General features: G+C 52.0%; 22 protein-coding genes. All 22 read right to left on the bottom strand.

Going from position 1 to position 22043, the window contains the following annotated elements; all coding sequences use genetic code 11:
* Positions 1-22: 22 nt before the first annotated feature.
* The gene (locus P157_RS0101655) at positions 23-706 is read right to left on the bottom strand and encodes an LptA/OstA family protein (protein WP_026759475.1); all 684 of its coding nucleotides are present in this window, start codon (positions 704-706) and stop codon (positions 23-25) included.
* Positions 696-1253 carry an LPS export ABC transporter periplasmic protein LptC gene (gene lptC, locus P157_RS0101660; RefSeq protein WP_026759476.1) on the bottom strand — a complete coding sequence of 186 codons (558 nt, stop codon included), beginning with the start codon at positions 1251-1253 and terminating at the stop codon, positions 696-698. The genes P157_RS0101655 and lptC overlap by 11 nt, the downstream gene beginning before the upstream one ends.
* On the bottom strand, positions 1253-2164 hold the full coding sequence (locus P157_RS0101665) for a lysophospholipid acyltransferase family protein (protein WP_026759477.1): 912 nt from the start codon (positions 2162-2164) through the stop codon (positions 1253-1255). Before P157_RS0101665 ends, lptC begins: the two co-directional genes overlap by 1 nt.
* 33 nt (positions 2165-2197) lie before the next feature.
* Positions 2198-2767, bottom strand: coding sequence for a KdsC family phosphatase (locus P157_RS0101670; protein ID WP_026759478.1), 570 nt, complete (start codon positions 2765-2767; stop codon positions 2198-2200).
* Positions 2767-3744: a KpsF/GutQ family sugar-phosphate isomerase gene (locus P157_RS0101675; protein WP_155266684.1), complete on the bottom strand. Its 978-nt coding sequence runs from the start codon at positions 3742-3744 to the stop codon at positions 2767-2769. Before P157_RS0101675 ends, P157_RS0101670 begins: the two co-directional genes overlap by 1 nt.
* 30 nt (positions 3745-3774) lie before the next feature.
* Positions 3775-4602, bottom strand: a complete 828-nt coding sequence (gene kdsA / locus P157_RS0101680; RefSeq protein WP_026759480.1) for a 3-deoxy-8-phosphooctulonate synthase — start codon at positions 4600-4602, stop codon at positions 3775-3777.
* A 2-nt stretch (positions 4603-4604) separates the two neighbouring features.
* Positions 4605-5336 carry a 3-deoxy-manno-octulosonate cytidylyltransferase gene (gene kdsB / locus P157_RS0101685; protein ID WP_026759481.1) on the bottom strand — a complete coding sequence of 244 codons (732 nt, stop codon included), beginning with the start codon at positions 5334-5336 and terminating at the stop codon, positions 4605-4607.
* An 18-nt stretch (positions 5337-5354) separates the two neighbouring features.
* Positions 5355-7853: a tetraacyldisaccharide 4'-kinase gene (lpxK, locus tag P157_RS0101690; protein WP_026759482.1), complete on the bottom strand. Its 2499-nt coding sequence runs from the start codon at positions 7851-7853 to the stop codon at positions 5355-5357.
* A 5-nt stretch (positions 7854-7858) separates the two neighbouring features.
* Positions 7859-9604: a lipid A export permease/ATP-binding protein MsbA gene (gene msbA, locus P157_RS0101695; protein WP_026759483.1), complete on the bottom strand. Its 1746-nt coding sequence runs from the start codon at positions 9602-9604 to the stop codon at positions 7859-7861.
* A 17-nt stretch (positions 9605-9621) separates the two neighbouring features.
* Complete coding sequence (gene lpxB, locus P157_RS0101700) at positions 9622-10764, bottom strand: lipid-A-disaccharide synthase (RefSeq protein WP_026759484.1); 1143 nt, start codon at positions 10762-10764, stop codon at positions 9622-9624.
* Positions 10765-10914: 150 nt separating this feature from the next.
* On the bottom strand, positions 10915-11718 hold the full coding sequence (locus tag P157_RS0101705; protein WP_026759485.1) for an LpxI family protein: 804 nt from the start codon (positions 11716-11718) through the stop codon (positions 10915-10917).
* Between the two features lie 28 nt (positions 11719-11746).
* The gene (lpxA, locus tag P157_RS0101710; protein WP_026759486.1) at positions 11747-12562 is read right to left on the bottom strand and encodes an acyl-ACP--UDP-N-acetylglucosamine O-acyltransferase; all 816 of its coding nucleotides are present in this window, start codon (positions 12560-12562) and stop codon (positions 11747-11749) included.
* Positions 12563-12733: 171 nt separating this feature from the next.
* On the bottom strand, positions 12734-13174 hold the full coding sequence (fabZ, locus tag P157_RS0101715) for a 3-hydroxyacyl-ACP dehydratase FabZ (protein WP_026759487.1): 441 nt from the start codon (positions 13172-13174) through the stop codon (positions 12734-12736).
* 39 nt (positions 13175-13213) lie between these two features.
* Positions 13214-14065, bottom strand: coding sequence for a UDP-3-O-acyl-N-acetylglucosamine deacetylase (gene lpxC, locus P157_RS0101720; protein ID WP_037368067.1), 852 nt, complete (start codon positions 14063-14065; stop codon positions 13214-13216).
* The gene (locus P157_RS0101725; RefSeq protein ID WP_026759489.1) at positions 14062-14955 is read right to left on the bottom strand and encodes a lysophospholipid acyltransferase family protein; all 894 of its coding nucleotides are present in this window, start codon (positions 14953-14955) and stop codon (positions 14062-14064) included. The genes lpxC and P157_RS0101725 overlap by 4 nt, the downstream gene beginning before the upstream one ends.
* Positions 14956-14959: 4 nt before the next feature.
* Positions 14960-15976 (bottom strand): UDP-3-O-(3-hydroxymyristoyl)glucosamine N-acyltransferase, encoded by a 1017-nt coding sequence (gene lpxD, locus P157_RS0101730; protein WP_026759490.1) that lies wholly within the window; start codon positions 15974-15976, stop codon positions 14960-14962.
* A 15-nt stretch (positions 15977-15991) separates the two neighbouring features.
* Positions 15992-16441, bottom strand: coding sequence for an OmpH family outer membrane protein (locus tag P157_RS0101735; RefSeq protein WP_026759491.1), 450 nt, complete (start codon positions 16439-16441; stop codon positions 15992-15994).
* Positions 16442-16471: 30 nt separating this feature from the next.
* A complete protein-coding gene (locus tag P157_RS0101740) occupies positions 16472-17560 on the bottom strand; it encodes a hypothetical protein (protein ID WP_026759492.1) in 1089 nt (362 codons plus the stop codon).
* 95 nt (positions 17561-17655) lie between these two features.
* The gene (locus P157_RS0101745; RefSeq protein ID WP_026759493.1) at positions 17656-18120 is read right to left on the bottom strand and encodes an OmpH family outer membrane protein; all 465 of its coding nucleotides are present in this window, start codon (positions 18118-18120) and stop codon (positions 17656-17658) included.
* Between the two features lie 101 nt (positions 18121-18221).
* Positions 18222-19508 (bottom strand): hypothetical protein, encoded by a 1287-nt coding sequence (locus tag P157_RS0101750; protein ID WP_051598444.1) that lies wholly within the window; start codon positions 19506-19508, stop codon positions 18222-18224.
* The gene (locus P157_RS0101755) at positions 19508-21451 is read right to left on the bottom strand and encodes a BamA/OMP85 family outer membrane protein (protein WP_026759495.1); all 1944 of its coding nucleotides are present in this window, start codon (positions 21449-21451) and stop codon (positions 19508-19510) included. Before P157_RS0101755 ends, P157_RS0101750 begins: the two co-directional genes overlap by 1 nt.
* A 23-nt stretch (positions 21452-21474) precedes the next feature.
* Entirely contained in the window at positions 21475-22011 is a 537-nt protein-coding gene (locus P157_RS0101760) for a hypothetical protein (RefSeq protein ID WP_026759496.1), read from the bottom strand.
* Between the last annotated feature and the right edge of the window lie 32 nt (positions 22012-22043).

The following is a 22043-nucleotide window of genomic DNA, read 5'->3' on the forward strand; positions in this document are numbered from 1 at the left end:
CCAAATTTATCGTTACAGCCCCTTACTTGACCTTGGCTCTGCCATTGGGGTCAAGATAAAGGGTAAGTCTATTGCTCTTCATGGTATTGTTTTCCTGAATGGCCCAGGCATTGCCGGTCATGATGACACGGCCCTGTTCCTTGCCCACGTAATCTGCGTGGTCGCCGCCGGCTTCCATCTTACGGGACGGGCTGTTGACATGGACATTGCCCTTGCCGATGTAATGTTCATCATCCAGCCAGCCTTCCATATAATCAGCCGTAAAGGTGTCGCCGCCATCCGTAATGGTGCCGCCCGTAGGGATTTTCACATATTTATTCTGATTGGGATAGTAGTCCACATGTTCACCCGTAAAGGTCTTCTGGCCCTGAACACCATGCACATTCCCCGTGGCACTCATATGGCCCTGACCATCGGAGACAACCTTGTCACAGGTAACACGCAAGTCGTCACGCACAGCGATAACATTGCCTTCCACGGTCCCCTCCTGAGTCTTGGAATTGTAGGTAGCTTTGGCACCAGTAACCTTAGCATTGCCCTGCTTCATCAGCACATCACCGGTGGCTATAGCCAAACCGCTTTTCATATCGTATTCCACCGTGTCCGCATCCAGGCTGGCCGGTTCATTTGCGGCGAGCAGTGTACCCACAGGCAGAGCTGCGGTCAAGCAAAGGGTCAATAAAAGCTTTCTCATCTTATTTTGCATTTGTATTTCCTCCTTTGGCCAGATGGGCTTTGCCAATCACCTTGACTTTGTTGAAGCCGTCACTGCTTTCAATCCGCTCACCCGTAGCCAGCATATCTTCTTTCGTGACCTTGGCACTGCCCACAGCAGCCAGCAGCTGCTTGGCAGCCTCCCAGCGCAGTTCATCACTAGTCAACCTGGCACCATCGCTGTTTTTCACATCCACATTGCCAGCAATGACAATGTTCTTGGTCTTATCCTCATAAGTACCCTTATCAGCGGTTACTTCCACCACCCGGCCATCCTCGGCATAAAAATGACCTTTCAGTTTTTCCAGTTTGGCGTCGCGGGTCTTCACATCCACATCGATATGTTCAGCCGTCAAATCCCAGATTTTCCGGCCGTTCTTTTCCTCGCTGAGTACATTGCCATCATAACTCATAAACCGCCCACTATTGGGGTCAGCATCCGGCGAAGGTGTATCCGGAACGGTAACCACCGCCCAAACAATCGCAGCGATAAAAACTGCCAGTCCTGCGCCAAGCCATAACTTGCGCTTCTTGTCCATCAGGCTTCCTCCTGTGCTTTAACCGTGTGGTGCTTGCCCACATTCTGCTGTTCCGGGGGCGTATTCCACCGCTTCTGGAACCACAGCCACTGGGTGGGGTTTTCCCGGATAATATCTTCGATTATTTTCGTCATCTTCACGGTGAAGTCAAACAAATCCTTGTCCGTATCGCCGGTGTCCTCGTACCGCATGACCTCGCCAATCACCACTTTATGCTTGCCATTCTTCTGGCGCAGGATGAAGGCGGGCAGCACCGGCGCCTTGAACTTGCAGGAAAAGACTGCCGGGCCCATGGGCGTAGCTGCCAGCTTGCCAAAGAAGGGCAGGAATGCACCATTGGGGCCGCCGTCCTGATCCGCCAGGAAGCCAAGGATTTTTCCTTTTTTGAGTGCCTTGGCTGCCGCTAACAGCTCACTGGTGCCCCGGGAAAAAATCTCCACATTGATGGTCTTACGCAAATCATTCAGGGCATTGGTATACTGCATATTGGGCTGTGGCTTGGCAATGGCCGTTACCGGCAGGCCGTTCATGGTAAAAGCCGCCGACAGCCATTCCCAGGTGCCGATATGACCGGTGAGCACCACGACCCCATGGCCTTCTGCCAAGGCATCCGTCATGCGCTCCAAATGGTCAATTTCGATATACTCGTGAAAGTTCTTGGGGGTCAGCTTGGGCATATAGAGGATTTCGAGCACATTGCGTGCCAGATTCACAAAGGAATCCCGCACGGTTCTGCGCGCCTCAGCCTCATTAAGCCCCAAGGCAGGCATAATCTGTGCCACTGCCAGCTCCCGCTGCTTCTTAATCAGAAGATAGTATAGCTGTCCCAGTACCCAGCCGGCAGCCATTACGAGTTTATAGGGGGTATGACGCACCACCCAGCTCATAAACATCACAAATTTATACTGCATTAATCTTCTTCCCCCACAATTACATTACTTGCTTTACTGAATCAGTCCGGCATTTTCCTCAGATTTCACCGGAATCAAAAAGCTGGCCATCAAATCTTCCCATTCGCCCTGAGCCTTGAAGATGAATTCCAACAGTTCCCGAACAGCACCTCTGCCGCCGGGGCAGCAGGAAACCACCAGAGAATGCATGCGCACATCGGGAATGGCATCGGCCACAGCCATGGGCAGGCCAACCTGCAGCATGATGGGCAAGTCGATGAGGTCGTCACCAATGTAGGCGATTTCTTCATCGCGGAGACCAGTGCGCTTCTTGAGCTCATCATAAGCCTCCCGCTTGTCGGAATTGCCCTGGAAGACCTCGCTGATATTCAGTTCTTTGGCCCGAAACTCCACTTGCTTGGACTTCCGGCCGGTGATGATGGCAGTCTTAAGCCCCACCTTATGTGCTAAGGTTATGCCCAAGCCATCCCGGCAATAAAAGGGCTTATAAAGCTCCCCCTTCTCGCCAATATAAATCCCACCATCTGTCAACACGCCATCCACGTCAAAAATAATCAGCTTTATCTTCTTGGCAGCTTCAATTGCTTTGCTGTGAATCTCCATTATACCACTCCTTGACGCAAAAGGTCAGTCAAATGAATAATACCCACAGGAATTTTATTGTCATCAATAACCGGCAGCACCGTAACGGGGCGCGGTTTGTGTTTTTCCATAACCGAGAGGGCCGCCGAAGCCATGGCTTCCTGCTTGATGGTCAGCGGCGTTTCGAACATGATATTGCCCACGGCTTCATCAAGGAATTTATAATCCTTGGCCAGCGCCCGGCGGATGATACCATCGGTGATGATGCCTACAAGCTTGCCGCTGTCATCAACAACAGAAGCGGCGCCCAAGCCCTTATCCGTCATGATAAAGAGGGCATCCTTAGCCGTCTTATCCTTATGCACCAAGGGATTTTCTTCGCCCGTGTGCATGACGTTTTTGACGGTGAGCAAGAGTTTACGGCCCAAAGCTCCGCCCGGATGGAACAGGGCAAAATCCTGACTTGTGAAGTCCCGAACACTCATGAGGGCGATAGCCAGAGCATCGCCCATGGCCAACGTGGCCGTGGTGCTGGCGGTAGGTGCCAGTCCTAACGGGCAGGCTTCTTTTTCCACGCCGATATCGACAAAATGGTCAGCGGCCTTGCCGAGCTGCGAATCACGGCGTCCGCACATGGCAATGATGCGGGCGCCAATACGGCGGATAATCGGCAGGATGTTGACCACTTCTGCCGACTCACCACTGTTGGAAATGGCAATCACCACATCATTTTCCGTCACCATGCCCAAATCGCCATGGAACGCTTCACCGGGATGCATGAAGAAGGCCGGCGTGCCGGTGCTGGCAAAGGTAGCGGCCATCTTGCGGCCCACATGACCGGATTTGCCCATGCCGGTTACAACCACACGGGCCTTGCAGTCCAGAATGCACTGCACAGCAGCCACAAATTCCTCGTCAATGCGTTCCTTGAGTTTTTCTACGGCAGACGCCTCAATGGTGAGAGTTTCCAGTGCCGCTTCTTTTATCTTGTTGATCAATCTTATCCCCTCGATTTACTAAAGCTTAAATCATTTCTGCTTATGACGGACGATTTCGTGAATGGCAACAGCATCCTTCAAGAGGTCTTCCAGCTTGTCCAGGTAAACCATGTTGGCACCATCAGACAGGGCCTCTTCCGGATTGTCGTGAACTTCCAGGAACAGTGCATCCACACCGGCAGCCACAGCAGCCCGCACCAGATATTCCACATACTCACGGTTGCCGGCAGAAGTAGTGCCATTGCCACCCGGAAGCTGTACACTGTGCGTGCCATCCATTACCACGGGATAACCGAAGGAGCGCATGATGGGCAGGGAACGCATATCCACCACCAGATTGTGGTAGCCAAAAGAAGCACCGCGCTCGGTGAGCATCATCTGGTCACAGCCGCTTTCATGGAGCTTGTCCACCACATTGCGCATGTCCTCAGGCGCCAGAAACTGCCCCTTCTTCACGTTGACCACACGCCCCGTCTGAGCAGCGGCATGCAGAAGATCCGTCTGACGGCAGAGGAACGCCGGAATCTGCAGGATATCGGCCACTTCAGCCACAGGCTTAGCCTGCGCGGACTCATGGATATCCGTAACCACAGGAACCTGCAGTTCTTCCTTGATTTTCTTGAGCATCTCAATGCCCTTTTTCATGCCAGGGCCACGGAAGCTATGATAGGAAGAACGGTTCGCCTTATCGAAGGAAGCCTTAAATACATAGTTGATGTCCAAACGCTGGCAGATTTCCTTGATGGTACGACCAATCAGCAGGCAACGATCCAGACCTTCCAACACACAGGGACCAGCCAGCAAAGTCAGCTTTTCTCCGCCACCAATCACATAATTACCAACTTTAACCTGATTCATATTCAAGCTCCTTTCGATTTATATATCTCGTTGACCTTCGCCAAATCCTCGGCAGTATCAACACCAACAAACTTCGCTTTTGTCTCGACGACCTTGATGCGGTAGCCATTTTCCAGTGCACGCAGCTGCTCCAAAGACTCCGACTGCTCCAGCGGGGTAGATTCCATCTTCGCATAGCTGAGCAGGAAATCCCGCTTGTAGGCATAAATGCCGATATGCTTATACACTGGACAGCCTTCATTGCGCGGATACGGCATTACCGAACGGGAGAAGTAAAGGGCATAACCATTTTTGTCGGTTACAACTTTTACATTATTGGGGTTCTCGATTTCCGCCCGCTCCGTCATCTTTGTCTTGACGGTAGCCATCTTGAGTTCACTGTCCATCTCAAAAACAGCGGCCAGTTCATCAATGAGTCCCGGTTCAATCAGCGGCTCATCCCCCTGCACGTTGATGATCAAATCCACATCCGGAAATGCCTCAGCTACCTCGGCCAGACGGTCGGTGCCAGTGGGATGGTCGTCCCTAGTCATCATGGCCTTGCCACCATTTGCTTCCACGGCCGTTACGATGCGTTCATCATCGGTCGCCACAATGGTATCCGAAACTTTTTTGGCCTGTATCGCCCGGTCGTAAACCCGGCAAATCATGGGCTTGCCCGCAATGTCCTTCAATGGTTTGCCCGGCAGGCGGGTGGATGCATAACGGGCGGGAATAACACAAAGTACCTTCATAATGGTCCCTCTTACTTTTTATTTTGCAGTCCGCGGCCCCAGTTTGTCTGCCAAACGCTGGGCCAGCAGTGATTTGAATTCTTCTTTGCCCTGCTGGAAGGTCACTTCCACGCAGATGACGTAAACGGGAATCTTGATGCCGGCATGGATGACTTCCATGGGAATTTTCACCGCATCTTTTTCCGTAATGACAATGGCTTCTGCTCCCATGCGTTCAGCCTGATGGAGAATGTCAGCCATTTCCTGCATACTGTAGTCGTGATGGTCGGGATAGCGCAGACTTTCCAAAATCACCGTGCCCAAATCCGACAGGGTCTGTTCAAAGGAGGCAGGATTGCCGATGGCGGATACCGCCATAATCTGCTTACCCCGCATCTGATTCACATCGATGCCATCACCGGCAATGTCCACATACCAGTCAGCCAGGGGGATAAAACGCCGTGGCTGATGGATGCTTTCCACAATCTGCGCCTCTTCGTTGTAGCGATGTACCGTATCGCGAATAAAGTCACGCGAACCCTCGGCCGCCTGGTCCACTTTGGTCAGCAGGCATACATCAGCACGGCTGATATGGGTGATGGGTTCGCGCAGTGTGCCGCGTGGCAGCATATAGCCGTTGCCAAAGACATTGACGGCATCCACCAGCAAAATATCCATATCGCGTTCAAGCTGCCAATGCTGGAAACCATCATCCAGAATGGCTACCTCGGCACCAAAGTTTTCAATGGCGTACTGCCCCGTAACAGAACGGTCTGCGCCAATAAGGACCGGCACTTCCGGCAGGTGCTTGGCCAGCATGAAGGCCTCGTCACCGGCATCAGCAGCCGTCATATGAAGGCGCTCACCATCGGAAACAATACCGACCTTGCCATGCCATTTAGCCCGGTAACCACGGTTCAAAATGACCACCTTGTAGCCCATATCGCGAATATCGCTGGCCAAGCGCTGAGCAGTCGGCGTCTTGCCTGTACCGCCTACGGTCACATTGCCCAGACTGATGACAAAGCAGTCCAGCTTTTTGCGGCTGAACATACCATGGCGATAGCCCCAAAGTTTGAAATCCACCAGCAGCGCATAGATTTTCGACAGGATGTAGAGCAGCGCCGTCAGGATATGCTCCCCAAAGCCGTTTACTTCCTTCAGATGTACCAGCTCGATAAAGTAGGTCTGGAAGTTGTCAATCTTCTGGGTAAAGCGGGCCCGCTGACGGTTCTCAGGAATACTCTCATAGGATTCCAGCATTTCCCGCAGGATAATCGCCGACTTGCGGGATGCGCCCTTATTTTCGCCCACAATAGCCAAGGTTTCCGCTTCCAGCTGATGGCGGTGTGCTGCATCATCAAAGAGCTGCACAGTCTCTGCCGCCAGTTCCTGTTCGTTATTCACCGTGATGCAGGCATTGCGCTTCTTGAACAAGGCATGGGTATCCTTGAAGTTGAACATGTAATGGCCCACGATAATGGCCTTGCCATGGGCTGCAGGCTCCAGAATATTGTGCCCGCCATGAGGAATCAGACTGCCCCCGACATAGACCACATCACCAACACTGTAAACCTTGCCCAGTTCGCCAATGGTATCGAGAATCACGATATCCGCATCCTGCGGCCCCTGTTCCTGCTGCTTGGTGCGGGTGGTTACCGTAAAACCGGCCCGCTTGCAGATATGAATGACCTCCTGGGTACGCAGCAATTCTCTGGGCGCAATGACCAACTTGGCCTTGCCATGCTTCTCCCGCACAGCCTTAAAGGCTTTGAGGACGAAATCTTCTTCGCCGCGATGGGTGGAACCGGCCAGCAAAATACCTTCGGCCTTTTCCAGCCCCATCTCACGGACAATGGCTGCCTTTTCTTCCGGGCTGACATCGGTGTAGGTCTGGTCAAACTTGGTGTTGCCCGTCACCGTCACGAGTTCCGGGGAAGCCCCCAGCCGCATAATATAATCCGCATCAATATCAGACTGCATGGCAAACTTGGTCACCGTGCCAATCATGTCACTGAGCAGGCTTCTAAGATAGCGGTACTGCTTCACACTGCGGTCGCTGATACGGCCATTAACCATCATGACCGGAATATGCAGCTTGCGAGCCGTCTTCAAGAAGTTCGGCCAGAGCTCCGTTTCCACAGGCAGGAATACCCGGGGATGGATGCGCCGCAGGACACTGCCTGCCAAAAACGGCAGGTCAAGCGGGAAGTAGATAATGGCATCCGCATCTTTGATGATGCGGTTGGCCATTTCATAACCGCTCGTAGTAACTACAGACACCAGAATTGGCGTCTTGGGAAATTCCTTATGAAATTCCTTAATCAGGGGACTCGTGGCTACGATTTCACCTACAGAAGCCGCGTGCACCCAGATACAGTGTTTTTTGGCCACCTTTTCCAAAGTCTCTACCGGGTAGAACCCCAGACTCTGGCGGATACGCTCCACAAAACCTTTTTCCCTGACCGAGCGTATCATAAACACCGGTATAATCAATATGACGACCAGAATCGCCGCTAAGTTGTAGAGGATTTGCATTACTATTATGCCCCTTCTGCTGCCACGTTACCGCCGCCGAACTGAATGTTGTAGAGGTGGCTGTACAAGCCGCCCTGCTGCAAGAGTTCCTCGTGAGTACCGTGTTCTTTTATCCTGCCGCCATCAATAACATAAATCTGGTCGGCGTTGAATATCGTAGACAGGCGATGAGCGATAACAAAGGAAGTTCTGCCCACCATCAGGCTGTCCAAAGCCGCCTGTACGATTTTTTCGCTTTCCGTATCCAAAGCCGAAGTGGCTTCGTCCAAAATCAGAATCTGCGGATTCTTGAGGATTGCCCGGGCGATGGCCATGCGCTGGCGCTGGCCGCCGGAAAGATTCAGCCCCCGCTCCCCAATGGTTGTATCATACCCCTGGGGCAGTTCCCGAATGAAGCTGTCGGCATTCGCCGCCTTGGCTGCCTCAATGACTTCTTCGTCCGTGGCGTCCAGCCGCCCGTAACGAATATTTTCCATGACCGTTGTAGAGAACAGCATGGTTTCCTGCGGCACAATGCCAATCTGCTCCCGCAGGGAATCCAGCTTCACATCCCGGATATCGTAACCGTCAATGGAGATGGAACCGCCGTTAATCTCATAGAAGCGGGGAATCAGGTTGGCGATGGTAGACTTACCTGCACCGCTGGGCCCCACAAAGGCAATCATCTGCCCCGGCTTCACATCCAGAGATACATCTTCCAGCGCATTAACCCCTTCCTTATAGCCAAAGGTCACATTCTTGACCTCCACATGGCCCTGAATCTTCGGCAGGGATTTCGCATCTTCCTTATCGCTGATGGGTTCCGGCAGGTCGATTACCGCAAATACGCGGTCCACAGCGGCCATTGCCCGCTGCAGATTGCCGTAAACACGGGCCAGACGCTTTACGGGGTTCGCCAGATTGACCGCATAAGTTAAGAAAGCCACCAAAGCACCGGCCGTCATCTGGCCGTTGACCACTTCATAACCACCAAAGCCTACAATGAAAGTAACGGAAACCGCCGCCAAAAATTCCACAGTCGGTGTCAAGAGGCTGGTGAGCTGCACATTCTTCATGGCCGCCTGGAAGTTCAGGATGTTCTGATTGATGAACCGCTTGATTTCATAATCCTCACGGACAAAGGATTTCACCACCCGAATGGAGGAAATACTTTCCTGTAAGAGAGACGTGATATCCGCGGCCCGTTCCTGAATCACCGTACCATTGCGCTTGAGCTTGCGGCCAAAAATCTTCATTGCTTGACCTACCAGGGGGATAACCACCAAGGTCAGCAGGGAGAGTTTCCAGTCCAGATAAATCATCATGGCAATGGAACCAATCAGAATGGAACCTTCCGTGACCATTTCAATCAGCTGGTCCACCAAGGCTGATTGGATAGCCGCCACATCGTTGGTGATATAGCTCATGGTTTCGCCTGTCTGATGCTTGTCAAAATAGGCCATGGGCATGCGCTGGAACTTGCGGAACATCACTTCCCGCACGTCGATAACCACTTTTTGTCCAATATAAGACACCAGATAGGACTGGCCGTAGTAGAATATCCCGCGAATCAGGAAAACCACCACAATGCTGACGCAGATGACGTACAGCATGACCATATCCTTTTCAGCCAGCACCTTATCCACCATGTCCTTGATAATCCAAGGCAGGTAGAGGTTACAGGCTGCTGCCACCACAATGCAGACAATGGCCAGTGCCAGGCGTTTCAGATAGGGCCTGATATATTGCAGAAGCCGCTTATAATTCTTCATGTATTTCCCTCACTAATTTATTCAGCGGTAAATTCCCGCACTGCATTCAAAATCCGTTCCGCTACCCGCTGAGAAGCTCCGGGAGCTCCCAACTTCCGACAAGCCAGTTTCAGCTTCTCAACCACTTCCTGCCGATGGGCCTCACCGGGATAGAGCTTCATGAGCTCACCGGCAATATTTTCCGGCGTGACTTCATCCTGCAGCAGTTCCCGCTGGAAGCTTTCATTCAAGAGAATATTGGGCAGACTGAAATTATCAACATGCACCAATAGCTTCCCGATAGCATAGGACACGGGTGACAAACGGTAGAGCACCACGCAGGGAAGCCCTAAAAGTGCCGCCTCCATCACCACGGTACCAGAAGTAGCCATGGCCGCATCCGCTGCCGCCATAAGGCTGTAGTGCTTTTCGTCGGTCAACGTAACCGCTACGCCGGATGCGGCAATCATCTCTTCAATCCGCTCACGACTCACAGTATCGGCCACCGGCAGATAGAATACCGTATCCGGCTTCTCGGTCAAAAGTTTTTTAGCCCCCGCCAGCATGGATGGCAGCAGAAGTTCAATCTCCTGCTTGCGGCTGCCGGGCAGCAGCAGAATCACCGTCTTATCCTCCGGCATCTGAAAGAACCGACGGGCCTTCTCCCGGGGCATTTCTGCCCGTACGGCATCTACCAGCGGATTGCCCACAAAGGAAATCTTTGCCCCGGCCGCCTCATACACCGGCAGTTCATGGGGGAAGATGGCGATAAATTCATCGGCAATCTTCGCACAATCCCTGGCCCTACCCTTCCGCCAGGCCCAGGCCGAAGGCGGAATATAGGAGAACACGGGTATCCCCAAAGACTTGGCCCGTTTGGCCAGCCGCCAGTTGAAATCGGGATAATCGATAAGCACCAGCATGTCGGGCTTTTCTTCCCGCATAAACTCCGTCAAATCATTCAAGAGTTTCCAGATGCGGCGGATATTCACCAGGACTTCCCATACGCCCATTACGCTGTAATCGGCAAAATTTCGGCACAGGCGCACGCCGGCATCTTCCATGCGGCTGCCGCCGAAGCCAATAAGCTCCGTGGCTGGTGACATCGCCAGAATTGCCCGGGCAATATTTTCGCCGTGCACATCCCCAGATGCCTCACCAGCGGAAAGCATAATCTTCATGGGTCGTCCTCCTCAATTCAATACTAAGCCAAATTATATTATAACGCAAAGAGGGAAGTTTTACCAGCGGCAAAACCATCACTTATCTATCATAACAAGCAAAAAAGACGCTGGGCATACATATTTGCATCCCCAACGTCTCTGTATCGCTTACATAGCCATAATGGTGATATCATTGGCTTCGGCCAGAGCGATAACTTCTGCCCGCTCCACCAACAAAGTAGCATCAGCTTCGATAGCCAGTGCCTTAGCGCCGGTTTCCACCATCATCTGCAGGGTCTTGAGCCCCACCGTGGGCACATCAAAGCGGCTGTCCTGCTGAGGTTTGGCCACCTTGGCCACCACAGCATTGCCGCCAGCCAGTTTGCCGCCCCGCAGGATGCAGGCATCTGTTCCCTCGATCGCTTCCAGCGCCATCACAGCCATATCCTTGACCACCACAGTCTGTCCCACATCCATTCGGCCAATTTCCTTAGCCATCTGAAAGCCGAACTCCATATCCTTTCGCTCGGCTTCCGTAGGCTGGCGTTTGGTGAGAACACCTTTGCCTGGCATCAGCTTGCGGATGAGTTCCGTCTGGTCAAAGGTTTCTACATCAATCTTCCTGAGCTCATCAATGATGGCCAGCATGATGGTATCGTCCTTCCGATCCGGCACCCGCATAAGAATCTGCATGGCCTTTAAGTCCGGCAAAGTTTTCTTGGCGAACAGAACTTCCTTGGTAACCTTGCCAATCATAGTCACCTTATGGATGTCATTCTTCTTGAGATACTTGAGAATCTTGCCCACCTTCAGGACATTGATTTCCTGATAGTCATCGGCATAGTCGCGCAGACGCTGGTCGGTATCGGGCAAGAGTGCCACAGCATAGACCTCATAGCCCAGCTCCTTGGCCGCCCTGGCAATCTCCACCGGCAGGGCGCCAATGCCTGCCAAAAGTCCAATCCGCTCCATTACAAACCTCCGCAACTACAAACAATCCTCATTTATCGTCCCGGCGTTCCCGGCAAATGCCCCGATCGGCATTGCGCAGGAAGCGCAAGAGATGATCCACTTCTTCACAGGGAGCAACTTCCTGTTCAATAATCTCCACCGCTTTCTGCAGGCTCAGACCGGAACGGTACAGAATCCGGTATGCCTGTTTCAGACTGCGACGGGCAGACAACTCAATGCCAGCCCGGGAAATGCCCACACTGTTAAGCCCGGCCACTTTGGCAGGCTGACCAGCCACAATGGTGTAAGGCACTACATCCTGCGTCAGACGGCTCATACCGCCAATCATGGCATTACGGCCAATCTTGACGAACTGATGTACACCGGTCATGCCACCCACAACAGCCCGGTCTTCCACAATGGCGTGACCAGCCAGGCTGGCCAAATTGGACATGATTACCCGGTTGCCAATCACGCAGTTATGGGCAACATGGGTCAGAGCCATCAGCAGACAGTCATTGCCAATGCGGGTTTCCTCGCCTTCACCGGTAGCCCGATGTACCGTAGCGCCCTCACGGATAACGGTGCGGTCGCCGATATAAGTAAAGCTTTTTTCGCCCTTGAATTTCAAATCCTGCGGCACTTCACCGATGGAAGCGCCCTGAAAGATATGACATTCCTTACCGATTTTCGTCCAGCCTGTGACTACTACATGAGGTCCGATAATGGTGCCCTCACCAATTTCCACATCGCTGCCGATTACGCTATAGGGGCCAATCTGGGCCCCAGCGGCGACTTTGGCTCCTTCTTCCACAATCGCCGTGGGATGTATCTGTGCTTCTGCACTAATATTTTCCGTGCTCATCTCTACAACTCCTTATAACCAATCTGCCGACTCCCCACAATATCAGCAGCCTCTTTGCTCTGTCTTTTTTATATACTCCCAAACTGACCTCTAATTCTCTCATTCTATCTGACAGCAAATTCAGGCGTTATCCGAGCTGAACAAAGATTATCATCAGTTTATCAGTAAAAATCACATGTTTTCTTCTTTTCTCATAGCAAACTTAAAGTCAGCAGAGGCAACCAATTTGTCATCTACATAACCATCGCAATGGAGCACACCGAATTCGCCGCGAACCTTTACGATATGTGCCTTAGTTACCAGCTGGTCGCCGGGTACTACCGGACGCTTGAACTTGATGTTTTCCATGCCGCCAAACATGGCAATCTTGCCCCGGTTTTCTTCCGGATAGAGCATGGCTACGCCGCCTACCTGCGCCATAGCTTCCAAAATCAGCACACCGGGCATAATGGGATGTCCCGGAAAATGGCCTACAAAAAACGGCTCGTTCATGGTCACATTCTTAATCCCCGTAGCCGATTTGAACGGATCGATCTCCACAATGCGATCCACCAGCAGCATAGGCGGGCGATGCGGCAAAATCTTCATAATATCCGTAATTTCCAAAACCATTGTAATTCCCTCTTTCTAATAGATTTCTCTATCCAAATATCAACCCAAATTTTCCACAAGTTTTTTCGCCAAATTCGTATTCAGCGCATGTCCCGAGGCCACCGCTATAACATGGCCGCGAATAGGGCCTGCCAGACGCAGGTCGCCGATAACATCCAGGATTTTATGACGAACCAGCTCGTCCTCAAAGTGAAGCGGATTGAGCCAGCCTGCATCATTGTAAACGATAACGCTCTCCAGCGTACCGCCAAGCCCCAGTCCCATACTGCGCAGGGCTTCAATCTCCTGCTCATACGCAATCGTGCGGGCCGGTGCAATCTCCCGTTCGTAAAGCTCCGGACTGATTTCGAAGTTTTCATACTGCACGCCGATAAGCTTATGGGGATTTACAGAAGTAAAGCTCACCCGGAAGCCGTCATAGGGCAGCACCATGACAAAGCGGTTAGACTCCTCATCATCAATGCGGTAAACTTTATCAATGACGATTTCCTTACGCTCGGCCGCAAGTTCCTTAACACCTGCATCCTTCATCTTCTGGAAGAATGCCAGCGAAGAACCATCTGCCACCGGCGGTTCTTCGGCATCTATTTCAATATAGCAGTTGTCAATACGCAGGGCATGAAAGGCACTCATCAAATGCTCGATGGTGAACACCTTGCAGCCATTTTCCTCCACAGTAGTTGCCCGCATGGTGGAAGTGACATTAGATGCCGTTGCATGAATTCGGGGCTGCCCCTCTAAATCCGTGCGCACAAAAACCAGCCCGGTATCCGCCGGAGCCGGCTTGAGCACCATGTGTACCTCACGGCCGGAATGCAGGCCGATACCAGTATAGCTGGCCTCTGCCGCTAATGTAGTCTGTTGCAAATCTATTCCTCCTGATAGCTTCATACGCTCTTCGAAAAATCCGTATCGCGATATTCCTCCCGAATGGATTTCCAACGATCATGAAGCCAGAACCATTCCTCCGGATATTTCCTTATATGTGCCTCAATGGCATTGTTGATAAGCTGCGTGGTCCGATTGATATCTTCACGCTTATCCGCCGTCTTCTCCACATAAAAAGGCCCTTCCACAATCAACGTATGGAAGCCTGCCTTATCCCGATGCATAAAGGATGTAAAGATCGGCACTCCCTGAAAGCGCGCCATGGAGGCCGCTCCCGGAGTCGTATTGGTCGGCTTGCCGAAAAAATCCAGAACAATGCCGTCATGACGGTTGGTGTCCTGATCCATAATCAGGCCAATAGCCCAGCCCTTCTTCAGCATGGCAAACATTTCCCGCACGCCGGTCTTGTAAGTGATATGCATGCCAATCAGCGTACGATATTCATTGATAAATTTATCCGCAGCCGAATCCTTCTGCTTCATGGCCACTCCCACCAAAGGAATGCCCGCCATCGCAAAAGCGCCGCCCATGAGCTCCCAGTTGCCGCTATGGGACGCCGCAATCACAGCCCCTTTGCCTGCCGCCATTCCCTGCTGAAGTTTTTCCAAGCCTTCAATGCGCACATAATTTTCCGGCTGCTTCTTGATGAGAGGAAAGCGCAGAACTTCAAAGAGCATGGGGCCAAAGCGCACGGTACTTTCCTTGGCAATACGGCAAGCCTCATCATCGTCGGCACCCAGGCACATCTTTATCTGTCCTATGGCCAGCAGTTTGCGCTTGCGTGGAATCACCAGCCATGCCAAATTTCCCAGACCGCGGCCCATTTTCTCACAGAGCCCGCGGGGCAGGGCACAGACCAAAGCACTTATGCCCTTTAATATATAGTACAACAACTTCTTAGCCCTCGTACTTTGCTAATTTCTTTTCCAGCTGGCTGATTTTCTTCCGCATTTCCGGCAGTTTCTTCATCGCCGCCTGCATGCGCAGCCATTCCGTATGGCTCTGCACCGGGAAGCCAGCACAGAATACACCTTCCGGCATATCACCGATAATACCGGAGCGGGCCGCATAGACAGAGTTTGCTCCGATATTGATATGGCCTACAGTGCCCACCTGACCGCCGAACGTAACATTATGACCTACGGTAGTCGAGCCAGAAATGCCCGTCTGAGCTACAATCAGGCAGTTAGCGCCAATTTTACAGTTATGGCCAATATGCACGAGATTGTCAATCTTCGTGCCCTTGCCGATAACCGTAGCGCCCATAGCAGCGCGGTCGATGCCGTCATGAGCACCGATTTCCACATCGTCCTCTAAAACTACGATGCCTACCTGCGGCACCTTGGTATGCACGCCGTCTTTCGTGGTAAAGCCAAAGCCGTCGGAGCCAATAACTGCCGAGCTATGAACCACACAACGTTTGCCCACCCGGCAGTGTTCGCGAACAGTGGCATTGGAATATATGACACTGTCATCACCAATTTCTGCATACTGGCCAATATAGGTATGAGGATAGAGCACCACATTGTCACCGATAACCGCATGGTCATCCACCATGGCAAAGGGCATAATGGTAACATTCTGGCCCAGCTTCACATCCTTGCCCACATGGGCCTTGGCGCTTACTTCCGCGGGACGCTCCAATTTCGGCGTGAAAATCTCCAGTAGTTTGGCAAAAGCTGCTCTGGGGTCATCCACATAAAGGGCCGTCTTGGGGAAGTCCTCTATCCCTTCCGGCAGCATTACAGCCGCGGCCTTGCAGGTCTTAGCCTCCTCGATATGAGGCTCCACTGCAAAGGTCAGGTCACCGGCACCTGCTCCGGCAATATTGTCCAGGCCATCTATTTCAATCGCTTCATCGCCGGCGACGCGGCCGCCCACAATGGCTGCAATTTCCTGCAAAGTCTTCTTCATGCTGGTACTCCCATCTTACTGCAACTGGGCAATGACATCATCCGTAACATCTACAGCTCCGGTAACAGCCACCGGCTGATCCGTGCTGTTATTCACAACTGCATCCAGTTTCTTATTCTTGCTGACAGCCGCCAAAGCTACATCCATCTTCTGACGAAGCTGCAGCGAATAGGACTGATTTAAGCCCTGAATCTTGCGCTGACCATCCATCTGAGCCTTCTGCAAATCTTCCTGGCTCATGTTAGGATTCTCCTGCATTTTCTTCTGCAAATCCTGGCTGGCCTGCGTCTGCGCTTCTTCAATCTTCTGATTGCCTTCTTCGATAAGGCTGTTTATCTGCGGAGCTTCTTTGGAAACCCGCTCACCATCTATATAGCCGATTTTCGTCTGGCCGCAGCCGCTGGCCAAAGTGGCACAGAGCAAGGCCATAATCATAGCAGCTGCTGTTTTCTTGCGTAATTTCATCCTATCTTCGCTTCTTTCTTTATAAGTCAATTACAGATTTTTCATCTCTTGCACAATTTCCCCGGTCACATCCTGCGTGCGTATACCAATGGCCACACCAGCTTTGCGCAGCAAGGGATTAAACTCAGCTGCACCAGGCATAAAACTTGCCAATGTCTGGGGATGGTGCACCAAAATCAAGGTGAAGTGGTGCATAATGGCAATCTTAGCGGCTTTGCCGGCCACATCATTGAGAACATGGGCCTGCAGAGCAGCAAACTCCGTTTTTTTCTCCGCCAGAAGCTGTCGCTTTTCCAGCCTGGCCTGCACCTTTTGCGCCAGCTCCTGCTGTTTGGACAATGCTTCGGCATTGCGTTTATCGTCCTCGCTTTTGGTCTTCAATGCTGCAGCCATTTCCTGCTCACGCAGATTGGGCAGATTGGCCTGCCACTGGGCTAGTTCAGGCCCCAGTTCCTTTTGGACATAGGCTTCAATCTCGGCCTTATAGGACTGCCAAAGCTCATACTGACGCCTTCCGCGCTCTGCCTGCAGCTGGCTGCGCTGAGCCAGCCAGTCAGCCCGCTCCTGTGCAATGCTTTCCTTGGAATCCAGCGGATTGTGCATGGACTCCTGATTGTCCAGCCGGATATTGAGATTCAGGATGGCGTTCAGGAATTCCTCATCGACAACCTGCCGCCGGGCATTATATTCTGCCTCGGTACGCTGCCTGTACTCCTCACGAAGTTTTTTTGCCTTGCGCTCCAGCTCTGCCCGGCCGCCGATTACATCCGCTGCATTTTTCTGCCAGACAGACTCCTTGAAGGTTTCTGCCAATAGCTGCGGAGGCTGCATGGTCAGCAGATCACCCACATCACTAACTTCCATCTCCAATAGTTCGCACTGCGCCTGCAAATCCGTCAGTTTCGCATAATCGGGATGCGCCTCCAGCACCTGCTGCCAGTCAATCAGTCCCGCATCGGGAATCTCTGCGAGGCTTTCCGGAGCCTGCCGGGGAATGATAAATTCTCTTGCCAGCCATGCCCCTAGCAGGACAAAGAGCAGTGCTACTAACGCACCTGCAAGAATATGGCGGCCTCGCTGCCTCTTTTTTTCCTGCTCGTCCTTGCTTGCTTCTGCCATGGCCGACACCTCAACTTTTAAGCTTAAAAGTAGTACCGAGCATATCTTTGCTCGGTACTGCCTTTTATTATTCTAATCAGTGTAGCACCTGACTATTATTTGCTGACCTGCTTCAGTACATCCTGCGTGATGTCTACGCCACCGTAAACCACAGCGCCCTTGTCCAGAACTACGGACAGGCCCTTCTGTTCAGCAACCTTCTTCACGGATTCTTCCACACTCTTGGTGATGGGTTCCATGAGTTCCTGGTTCTTCTGCTGCAGACGCTGCTGGGTCTGGGCATAATAGTCACGTTTTTCATTATCGTTCATATTGGCAGACTTTGCTTCAAAGTCCTTCTGTGCTTCCTGAACTGCCGTCTGCATTTCCGTGGAAGCAGCCTGAACCTTCGGATGCTGGCTCATAATCTGGCTGTAATCAACCACGCCCACATTGGAGCTGGCTGCACTGGCCATGTTCGGACCGAACTGCGTCAAAGCCATGGCTACAACGGAGCCTACAAAAGCCAACGCAATGAGAATGCTAACGATTTTAACCTGTTTTTTCTGCAATTTAACCATTTCAAAATCTCCTTTTCCTAATTGAGGAATTTTTCGAGTTAATAAATGCCATATACGATTGACATTATAACAAAATAACTTTTTTTATTCAAGATATTCCCTTAAAAATTACCGATAAGCCGCAGCCAATTCTGCTCATTATCCAGTACATATTCAAGGCTTACAAAATCATGCAGACGGTAGCGAAGCGCTGCTTCCCCCATATTGTCCGCTGTGCGGTACTCGTACCGCAGAAGCCAGCGGGGAGCCAGCTGCTGACGAATATCATAGATGAGCTTATGCTTCCGCATATCATAGCGCAGGCCCACCAGCCTGCCGCCCCGCAAATCATGCTGCCAGCCCAGCTGCCAGTTCCATTTCATCTTTTCTGGCAGCAAATCGGCCAGTACAAAGATTTCATCCTTCGAACCCAGCATCTGTCCGGCATGCAGCCGCAAAAGCAGGTTTTCGTCATTCTTATGACTCGCTTTCTCTTTGCGGCCGATATCCAGCCAGCCTGACAAACGCAAACGATAGCGGCTGGTATCGGAACGGCTCATAACCTGGGTGCGTTCCGCCGGCTCAATCGCCACCTTTGTCTGCATGCTCAGAGCGCGAAAATCCTGACGGTTATCCAACCCTTGCGCAAAAGCCTGTTCCAGCTCCTGCCGATGACGGCGGACGAATCCCACAGGAACACCTACAATTTCATCGACCTGTGCCTGCATCACATCCCGCCGTGCCAATAGTGCACTATTGGGCACTGTATCCGAACGCATGGATAAATCCACCGTCCGCACCACAGGCAGCCGCGGATAAACCATCAGCTTCACCTGCGTATGCGGTTCCGGATTTACATCAAAATCCGCCCGAAACTCTGGCAAATGCTGTTCCAGATAAGCATTCAGATGCTGCTTCAATACGCCATTGGTCCAATCTGCTGCTGCAGTGGGAAGCCCCATCATCGCATCTTCAAAGACACGTTCCACTCCTGTCAGGTCCTGCCGCACCATATTCTCTATACGGGGCGGCATTCCTTCGACAGATGTTTCCACCTGCACAGACTGGATGACCTCCGACCAAGGAAGCAGTTCCACCTCCACCTTTGTTTCAGCAGCAGGCTGGATACGAACTTGTTTTACCGTGTACCCTACCAGCACCTTATCAAAGACTTCATGAATGAGTCCCGCATAACCGGCATTACCAGCCTGCACCGCAGCAATTTCCTTGCCCTCCAAAAGTTGGCTGGCAATAGCCGCCACACTATGGTTCATTCGCTCTGCCACCAAAGGCGGCAGACTGTCATGAGCTGTGGTTACCGCCACAACCCTGTCCACCTTCGCCGCTTCGGCGGGAAAAGCCAACAATATGACCAAAAGCGCGATAACCGCCGCTATAGCCGGCTTCATCAGAAGGCGCCGCCAACACTGAAGTGAACGCGGCCACCATTGCTGCCTCGGCCATAATCAAGACGCAACGGACCCAGTGGCGTATTCAGAGACAGACCTATACCAACACTGCCATGAATCGTACCACTCTGCGGCAAAAAGTCATCGAACCAGGCACCGCCCCAATCCGTAAAGATTGCGCCCTGCACCTTGCTGACAATCGGGAAACGGTATTCTAACGTAGCCAAAATCATATGGTCACCGCGGTACTGGTCATCGCGATAACCGCGCAGGCTGTTCTGGCCACCCACTCTGTACTGATTGAATTCAGAAATGTCGCCATGGCCCCAACCATACTTGCCACGCAAAGCAATCACCTGCGCACGCCCCACTTTGAAGTAGCGCTGATCTTCAATCGCCGCCTTCTGGAAATTGAAATCGCCGCCTAAGCCAGCCACTTCAGCTGACAGGCTGACCCGGCCACCTTCCGTGGGGTTATAGATGTTGTCACGCGTATCGGTAACATGTTCAAAGGTAACACTGCGGGTTGTACCGAAATTATCATCGCGCCACTGCTTCCATGCGGGCGTGCTGCGATCCCCCTGATTACCATTCTTCGTGTGACGCACATAGCTATCCGAACGATTTTTCAAGGTGATATAGTTCGTGGAAAACTCACTGATCGGACGTCCCAGTATAATTTCTCCACCAGCGTATTTGCGCATATAGCTTTCCTTGAGATTACCGTTTGTATCATAATCGCTGTATTCATACGTTCTGTTATACACACGCAACGTACCAACGGTTTCCTTCTTGTCAAGATAAGGATGACGCCAGGAGAAAGTAAAACCATGTGCATCTTTTTCATTACCGCTGCGTTCGTAGGTAATGCTCACAGCATCGCCAGTACCCCGGAAGTTGGAATCGCCAATGCTCACCATCCCGATAACACCATCTGCGGTGCTGTAACCAGCACCGATACCAAAGGTACCCGTGCGTTTTTCCTTGACATCCAGTTCCATAATCACAGCATTGGGTTCCACGCCGGGATTCATCTTGATATTTACATCTTCAAAGAAACCCAAGTTGTAAACTCGCTGCATGGAACGGCGGGCCTTCTTGGAGTTAAAGGGTTCTCCAACCTTTTGACGCATTTCCCGCAGGATAACGTAATCCTTGGTCTTGGTATTACCCTTTACCTTATAGCCCTCCAATACGCCTTCATTGATTTTCAGCGTAAGGTTGCCATCCTTATCAATATTCATATCCGTAACCTTAGCCAGAATGTAGCCATCGTTGCGATACTTTTCCTTGACAGCCTGCACATTCTCCTGCAGCGTACGGTTATTTAGGATTTCGCCTTCTTTAACGGTAATACAGGAACGCAAATCCTCCGTCTTGTAGACGGTATTGCCCGTAATTTCCACGCTCTTGATAATCGGATTTTCCAGTACATGATAGGTCAGTACCACACCTTCCGGCACTTTCTGGAAAGTGGGGAACAAGTCATAGAAATAACCTGTATTGTATATTGCTTCCCGGTCCTTATTCATGCCATTAACCGTGAACATATCACCAGTTTTCATAGACAGCGATGACTTCGCCGTAGCTTCCGTAACGGCAGTAGTCCCCTCAAAAACCGTATCCACGATGGTCTGGCCTTCGTATTCCTTACTGTACTTTTCAATGGCATCTTCCTGCGGACGGTTCTTGGACCAGTCAGCTGTACGCTTATCTTCCTGCGCATTTCCCTGCTGAGCAGCCATCTCCGCAGTTTTTTCCGCCGTTGCAGATGTATTCGCAGCAGGCGCACTTGCCGTGCCCGCGGATTCTGCTGCCACAGCCGTGGCGGCTTGGCCGGCCGGTTTAGCAGTCACTTCTGCATGCGACACTCCCGGTACAGCAGCAAAACTGGTAGCCAGCGCTACTGCACAGGCAAGGAATCGTCTGTTTTGTTTGTTCAAAGGTCAAACCTCCCAAAATCTTCTTATTGCCGCAGGATTTTTCCTGCGGACTGCATAAGTTGTTGTTTTTCCTGATTGGGTATCTGAGGCGAAGGGGATACAGGTGCGTCCGCCTCCACACTTGGCGCCGGAGCATCGTTCTTTTCGGGCAGCAGCGTAACAGGTACCTGAGCCGGTACTTCTGCTTTTGGCTCCGCAGCTATCTGCTCAGTCTGCACGGGTATCTCCCTTAGCGGCAAACTGGGCTCCTGACTGGCAGCCGGTACATTTTCAGCCACCGGTGCTGCTGGGGCCGGCATTTCCGGCGCAGGTGGTGCTGCCGCCGGTTTCCACCAAAAGATTACGGCCAACAGCACTGCCGTTAACAAGGCCAGACCTCTCCGCCCCCATATTTTCAGCCGGCAGCTGCGGGCACTTGGCCCCACATGAGCAAGTTCTGCCCGGGCCAGCATCAGCTTCAAATCCCCCTGCACATCATTATCCTGTGCTAAGGAATCGTCCGCCCTGCCCAGCCATTCCCGGGCCGCCCGTATGTGATTACGTTGTGTCCGTTTGTCCATACCTGCCCCTCCGACCGTAAAATTCACTAAAC

This window comes from Selenomonas ruminantium AC2024, from assembly GCF_000687995.1.
In the GTDB taxonomy this organism is placed as follows: Bacteria; Bacillota; Negativicutes; order Selenomonadales; family Selenomonadaceae; genus Selenomonas_A; species Selenomonas_A ruminantium_B.